Source organism: Pseudomonas sp., from assembly GCF_035554175.1.
In the GTDB taxonomy this organism is placed as follows: Bacteria; Pseudomonadota; Gammaproteobacteria; order Pseudomonadales; family Pseudomonadaceae; genus Aquipseudomonas.
Genome location: NZ_DATMIV010000027.1, coordinates 1 through 5,916, shown reverse-complemented (window position 1 = coordinate 5,916; position 5,916 = coordinate 1). Strand labels below are relative to the sequence as shown.

Below are 5,916 nucleotides of genomic sequence, written 5' to 3'. Positions count from 1 at the left end.
CCCGACCCTGTCGGCACTGGCCGAAGGCTTTGATGTGTTCGTGGTCACTGATGCGTCCGGCACCTTCAACACCACCGTGCAGCAAGCCGCATGGAGCCGCATGACCCAGGCCGGCGCACAAATGATGAACTGGTTCTCGGTCGCCTGTGAGCTGCACCGCGACTGGCGCAACGACATCGAAGGGCTGGGTAATCTGCTGTCGCAGCGGATTCCCAACTACCGCAACCTGATGAACAGCTACTCGGCGCTAACGCAGCAGAAGTAAATTCACCGCCAAGCAAAAGGCCTGCTTTTAACAGCAGGCTTTTTGCATTCTGACAGAACCACCGTTCGTCCATTGCCGGGCACTTGTCTTGGCGGGACTTTTCACACGCTTAGGTACACATCCTTGCACTTCAGCGGAGACCGACATGGACATTGACGAAAACGCACCGGGCAACCAGTCGCAACAAGCCGTGACGCGCACCACCGACAACGAAACCGGGCACGACTCTAAACGTAAAAATCCCGAGGTGCCGTTGCCGCCGGACGATGAGGCGCCTGTGGAGGAAGACATGTCGGATGTGGACGCGGCCAACTCGGTGTCGACCGAGCACCCGCCGGCACGATGATTCAAGCGGGTTTTGCGCTTCCGGGCATTCATTATGTTGACTGACCCACTGCTCTCACAACGGTCGGTGCTGATCACCGATTTCAGTCGTGGCACAAATCCCCTGTAGGAGTGAGCCTGCTCGCGAAGGCGTCAGTCCAGTCAACATCTTCATTGACTGGTCTGACGCCTTCGCGAGCAGGCTCGCTCCTACAGTTGATTATGTTTTGTTGCTAGGAATGCACCCTTAGTAAGGGCTCGCCGTCGGGCGGACAATCAGTTCGCTGACGTCCACATCTGCCGGCTGTTCGACGGCGTAGGCGATCGCTCGGGCGATGGCTTCGGCGGGGATGGCGATCTTGCGGAACGATTTCATCTCTGCGCGGCCGCCTTCATCGGAGATGCTGTCGGCCAGTTCCGATTCGGTCACGCCCGGTGCGATAACGGTGACACGGATATCGCCGCCGACCTCCTGGCGCAAACCTTCGGAAATGGCGCGCACGGCATATTTGGTCGCGCAGTAAACCGCAGCGGTGGGGCTGACGGCGTAGGCGCCGATCGAGGCGATATTGATGATCTGCCCGGCGCGCTGGCGCTGCATCAGTGGCAGGCTGGCGGCGATGCCGTGGAGCACGCCACGGATGTTGACGTCGATCATGCGATTCCACTCATCGACCTTCAGAGCATCGAGCCGCGACAGCGGCATCACCCCGGCGTTGTTGACCAGCACATCGACGCGGCCGTAATGCTCGACGGTGAAATCGATGAAGCTCTGCACATCCTGCTGGTCGGTGACGTCCAGGGCGCGGAACTGCGCGTGGCCACCGGCGCCGTTTATGTCATCGGCAATCACCGCCAGACGCTCGGTACGCCGTGCACCCAGCACCACTTTCGCACCACGGCTGGCGAGCAGGCGTGCGGTGGCTTCGCCGATGCCGCTGCTGGCGCCGGTAATCACGATTACTTTGTCTTGAATGTTCAGCATGATGTCATCCTCTTCAATGTGCCCGTCAGTGGGCTTGAAAGAAGATTAAGCGCGCAGGCTCAAGGGCTATTAATCGATTCCTCCCCGGGATTTGCCCAATTCTGCTGCGTCGCTTTTTGACCAGGTCACCCATTGCGCGGCGCATCACGGTAGGCGCTCGGGGTGACGCCTACTTCGCGGCGAAACACCTGAGAAAAGTGGCTGGGGCTGGAGTAGCCAACCTCCAGGCCAATGTCGATCACGCTGTGTGCGGTCTCCAGCAACAGCTGACGAGCGCGACTCATGCGCAGGCGGATGAAGTATTGCGAGGGCGATAAACCGGTGGCGCGTTTGAAGGTGCGGCTGAAGTGGTAGTCGCTCAGCTCAGCGATCCCGGCCAGATGATTGAGACTGAAATCCTCCGCCAGACGCTCGTTCATGGCTTCGATCACCCGCCGCAATTTGTAGGCGGGCAGAGCGTTGTCGCGACGGGGGTTGCTGTGCGGGTCGAGATAGTGGCGAAACAGATGGATCGCCAGCACCTGGGACAGGCCATGCACCAATAGAGCACTGGGCTGGCGCCGTTCGGTCAGTTCGATGCGCAATTGATTGAGGATAAAGCTGACCTGTTCATCACGCGCGCCGGAGACGTCGACAAAGGTTACCGCGCCAGCCTGATCGCCGAAGGCCTCGCGGGCCGCTTGTTCGATCAAGCCCAGGCCGAGGTAAAGGTGCATCACTTCGAAGATTTCGCAGCCCTCGGTCTGCCAGCGCATTTCATAGGGCTCGCGGGTGTTGGTCAGAAAGAAATCCCCTGCCGAGACCCGGCTCGCCTGCCATTCGCCGCCCAACTCTCGTTCCTCGACCCGAGCGCTGCCGGCCAATACCAGCACCAGCAGCGGTTCGGCCACGCACGGCACGCGGATCGGCTCCAGCAAAGTCTGATGGCGGAACAGCTGCACCACCGCATCCTTGATCTGCGGCCGGGGCGCCGTTGTTTGCGCGACACCGGGCAAATGTTGCGGCATGGCTTCGGCGGCGATGCGGGAGGGCTGGCTGATTGTCGCTACTGCAGGACTGGAAGAGGACACAGGACGCTCCATGACAAGCTTCGGCTGCGGATGATTGCGAAGATTAGGGCGCGGGATCAGGAAACTCCAGAGCAAAACTCCGACAGTGCCGGCAATCGCGCGAAAGCCCGGTGCGGTGCATTGCGCGACAGTGAAGCCGTGTTCAAGACAGCGCCGTCACGGCGCACTATCGAGGAGTTAAACCATGACTGATTTCAACCATACCCTGCCTCAAGAAGTTGCCGGCAAAGTGGCACTGGTCACCGGCGCGGCCAGTGGCATCGGCAAGGCGATTGCGCTGATGCTGCACGCTCGAGGCGCCAAGGTGATCGCCGAAGACCTCAACCCGGCCGTCGAACAACTGGCGCGGCCCGGCCTGGTGCCACTGGTGGCGGACATTACCGAGGACGGCGCCGCCGAGCGCGCGGTGGGCCTGGCGGTCGAGCAGTTCGGGCGCCTGGATATTCTGGTCAACAATGCCGGGATCATCATCAACAAAGCGGTGGTCGACATGACCCGCGACGATTGGGAAAAAATCCAGGCGGTCAACGCCACGGCGGCATTCCTGCACTGCCGTGAAGCGGTCAAAGCGATGATTCCGCACAAGTCCGGGGCCATCGTCAACATCGCCTCCTATGCCTCGTACTTCGCTTTCCCGACCATCGCCGCCTACACCGCGTCCAAAGGTGCACTGGCGCAGCTGACTCGCACGCTGGCACTGGAAGTCATCGAGCACGGCATTCGCGTCAACGCCATCGGTGTCGGCGATGTGGTGACCAATATCCTTAACGATGTGGTCGAGGACGGCCCGGGGTTCCTCGCCAAACACGGCGAGGCGGCACCTATCGGCCGTGCGGCGCAACCGCAGGAAATCGCTGAGATCGTGACTTTTCTCGCCTCCGAACGCGCCAGTTTCATGGTCGGCTCGGTGGTCATGGCCGACGGTGGCATGACAGTGACGGCGGGCTGACCTGAGTCAGGAAAGCCATGGAAACGCGCAGTCGCGTTCCCATGGCTTTGCCACGCTCCGAGCGACGCAGAATCAGGCAAATCTGCAGCATTTTTGATCTAGCCGCCGCTTGGCAAAACTGGCTAATCTTCATCCGCAGTTGACCAACTCTTGTCTGCTTTCGAGGCCCTTGCATGGATAACCACGACGCTTCCATCCTCCACGATACGGCGGTATATCGCGCCGAGCTGGTGCGCTTGTTGACCCAGCGTTTCGACGCGCCGGGCACCTACGAAACCGCGATCGCGCCGCTGCATGTGATCCGTCTCGACGGGCCGTCGGAGCTGATCCATGTCGTGCACCGTCCGGCGCTGTGCCTGATTGTGCAGGGGCGCAAGGAAGTGGGGTTGGGCGACGAACGCTTTGTGTACGATCCGCTGAATTATCTGGTGGTGTCGGTCACCTTGCCGGTGTCCGGCCGGGTAATCGAAGCTTCGCCCGAGGCACCGTACTTTTGCGTGCGGCTGGACTTCGACCCGGCGCAACTGACGCAACTGATTGCCGAATCACCGCTGACCGGCATGCCGCAGGAATCCGGACGCGGGATGTTTCTTGACAAGATCGATGTGACCCTGCTCGACACCATGCTGCGTCTGGTGCGCCTGCTCGATAACCCGCGCGATATCGGCATGCTCGCGCCGATGGTGTTGCGCGAGTTGTATTACCGCCTGCTGCGCGGCAAGCACGGGCATTTGCTCTACGAAATAGCGGTCAGCGATTCGCAGACCCATCGCGTCACGCGGGCCATCGACTGGCTGAACAAAAATTTCACCGAGCCGCTGCGCATCGAAGCGCTGGCGCAGGTGGCAAGCCTGAGCAATTCGGCGCTGCATCATCGCTTCAAAGCTGTTACCGCCATGAGCCCGCTGCAGTATCAAAAACAGTTGCGCCTGCAGGAGGCGCGGCGGCTGATCATCAATGAAGGGCTGGACGTGTCGAGTGCCTGCTACCGCGTCGGCTACGAAAGCGCCTCGCAGTTCAGCCGCGAATACAACCGTCAGTTCGGCTGCCCGCCGTCAAAGGAACTCAGCCGCCTGCGCCAGACCGGTTGAGCAATGCCCCTCGTCTGGCGCTGGTTAGCTTTTGATGCCCGCCCATTCATCGCGAAACCCCAACAGAAAATCCACAAACGCCCGCACCCGCTGCGGGACATAGCGGCCGTGCGGGTAGAGCAGGGTGTACGGCCGCGAACGTCCGGCATACGGCTGCAGCACTTCAATCAGTCGGCCGTCCGCCAGTTCCTGCTCAACGATAAACCGGTAAGTCTGAAACAGCCCGGCGCCGTGTTTGGCCAGCGTCACACCGCCCAGCACGTCGTCGGAGCAAGAGTAGCCACCGTCCGAAATCACTTCCCGATCCCGGCCGTTTTCCTGAAACAGCCAGGAAATCCGCCGGCCACTGCTGGGCAATTCGAACTGGATGCATTCATGTTCGATCAAGTCGTCGAGGGTCTGTGGTGTGCCGGCTTGCAGCAGATACTCAGGGGAAGCGACCACGACCAGACGGGCGTCTTCCAACAGGCGAGCGATCAGGGTCGAGTCCGGTTGCGCGCGCACGCGTATCGCCAGATCGTAGCCTTCCTCGACGAAGTCGATGTTGCGATTACCCAGGTGCACGTCGACCGTGACCCCGGGGTACAACGCACGAAACTTTGGCAGCAGCGGCAGGATGCGGTGATGCCCGTAGGTGGTCGGCAGGCTGATGCGCAGTCGACCCGACGGTGAGGTCTGCGCGCCCATGACTTCCTGCTGGGCCTCGACCAGTTGCGTCAGGGCCTGGCTGCATTGTTCGAAGAAAATACGACCGGCGTCGGTGAGGCGAATGCTGCGCGTCGTACGTGCGAACAAGCGCGACCCCAGACGTTGTTCCAGACGCAGAATCGAGCGGCTCACCGCCGCCGGCGTAACCCCGGCCAGTTGCGCGGCGGCAGTGAAGCTGCCGGCTTCGGCGGCCAGGCAGAACAGTTCGATACTGCCCAGCTGTAAGTCTTCAAAATGGCGTTTCATTGTGGCTCGCACCGAGGATCGACGGACGTTCTTGCTCTGTGTACCACAACGAACGACACCGTCGGTATCCGTCGACGGTGCAGCAAGTTTTCGATTAATAGCCAAGGATCTGGATGCTGCCTTGTCGATCGGTCGTGATTGTCCTGTTTGAGTGGACGGTGAAACGCTTTTCAGGCGATTTATCCCTTCGGTGTGCGTCAGTAATCTGTACCCAACTTGAACGCAACAACAAACTTCAAACTTCAAAAGGGACGCACACCATGACCACTCCAGCCTAC

Annotated in this window: 7 protein-coding genes; 4 read left to right on the top strand and 3 right to left on the bottom strand. The window is 60.6% G+C overall.

Annotated features, from left to right (window positions below; translation table 11 throughout):
• Together VNV36_RS13500 and VNV36_RS13495 are read left to right on the top strand one after the other, a co-directional pair.
• The coding region (locus VNV36_RS13500; protein WP_325718200.1) for an isochorismatase family protein at nt 1-265 on the top strand (265 nt) is incomplete at its 5' end.
• 145 nt (nt 266-410) lie between these two features.
• Nucleotides 411-611 (top strand): hypothetical protein, encoded by a 201-nt coding sequence (locus VNV36_RS13495; protein WP_325718209.1) that lies wholly within the window; start codon nt 411-413, stop codon nt 609-611.
• Nucleotides 612-836: 225 nt separating this feature from the next.
• Here VNV36_RS13495 and VNV36_RS13490 read toward each other — a convergent pair whose 3' ends face one another.
• Together VNV36_RS13490 and VNV36_RS13485 are read right to left on the bottom strand one after the other, a co-directional pair.
• Nucleotides 837-1,574: an SDR family oxidoreductase gene (locus VNV36_RS13490; protein ID WP_325718208.1), complete on the bottom strand. Its 738-nt coding sequence runs from the start codon at nt 1,572-1,574 to the stop codon at nt 837-839.
• Between the two features lie 125 nt (nt 1,575-1,699).
• Complete coding sequence (locus tag VNV36_RS13485) at nt 1,700-2,656, bottom strand: AraC family transcriptional regulator (RefSeq protein WP_414705515.1); 957 nt, start codon at nt 2,654-2,656, stop codon at nt 1,700-1,702.
• 172 nt (nt 2,657-2,828) lie between these two features.
• Between VNV36_RS13485 and VNV36_RS13480 the strand changes: the two genes are divergently transcribed.
• Complete coding sequence (locus VNV36_RS13480; RefSeq protein WP_325718207.1) at nt 2,829-3,593, top strand: SDR family NAD(P)-dependent oxidoreductase; 765 nt, start codon at nt 2,829-2,831, stop codon at nt 3,591-3,593.
• Nucleotides 3,594-3,766: 173 nt separating this feature from the next.
• Nucleotides 3,767-4,684 carry an AraC family transcriptional regulator gene (locus VNV36_RS13475; RefSeq protein ID WP_325718206.1) on the top strand — a complete coding sequence of 306 codons (918 nt, stop codon included), beginning with the start codon at nt 3,767-3,769 and terminating at the stop codon, nt 4,682-4,684.
• A gap of 24 nt (nt 4,685-4,708) precedes the next feature.
• On the opposite strand, the gene VNV36_RS13470 is transcribed toward VNV36_RS13475, so the two are convergent.
• Nucleotides 4,709-5,638, bottom strand: coding sequence for a LysR family transcriptional regulator (locus VNV36_RS13470; RefSeq protein ID WP_325718205.1), 930 nt, complete (start codon nt 5,636-5,638; stop codon nt 4,709-4,711).
• Nucleotides 5,639-5,916: the final 278 nt, after the last annotated feature.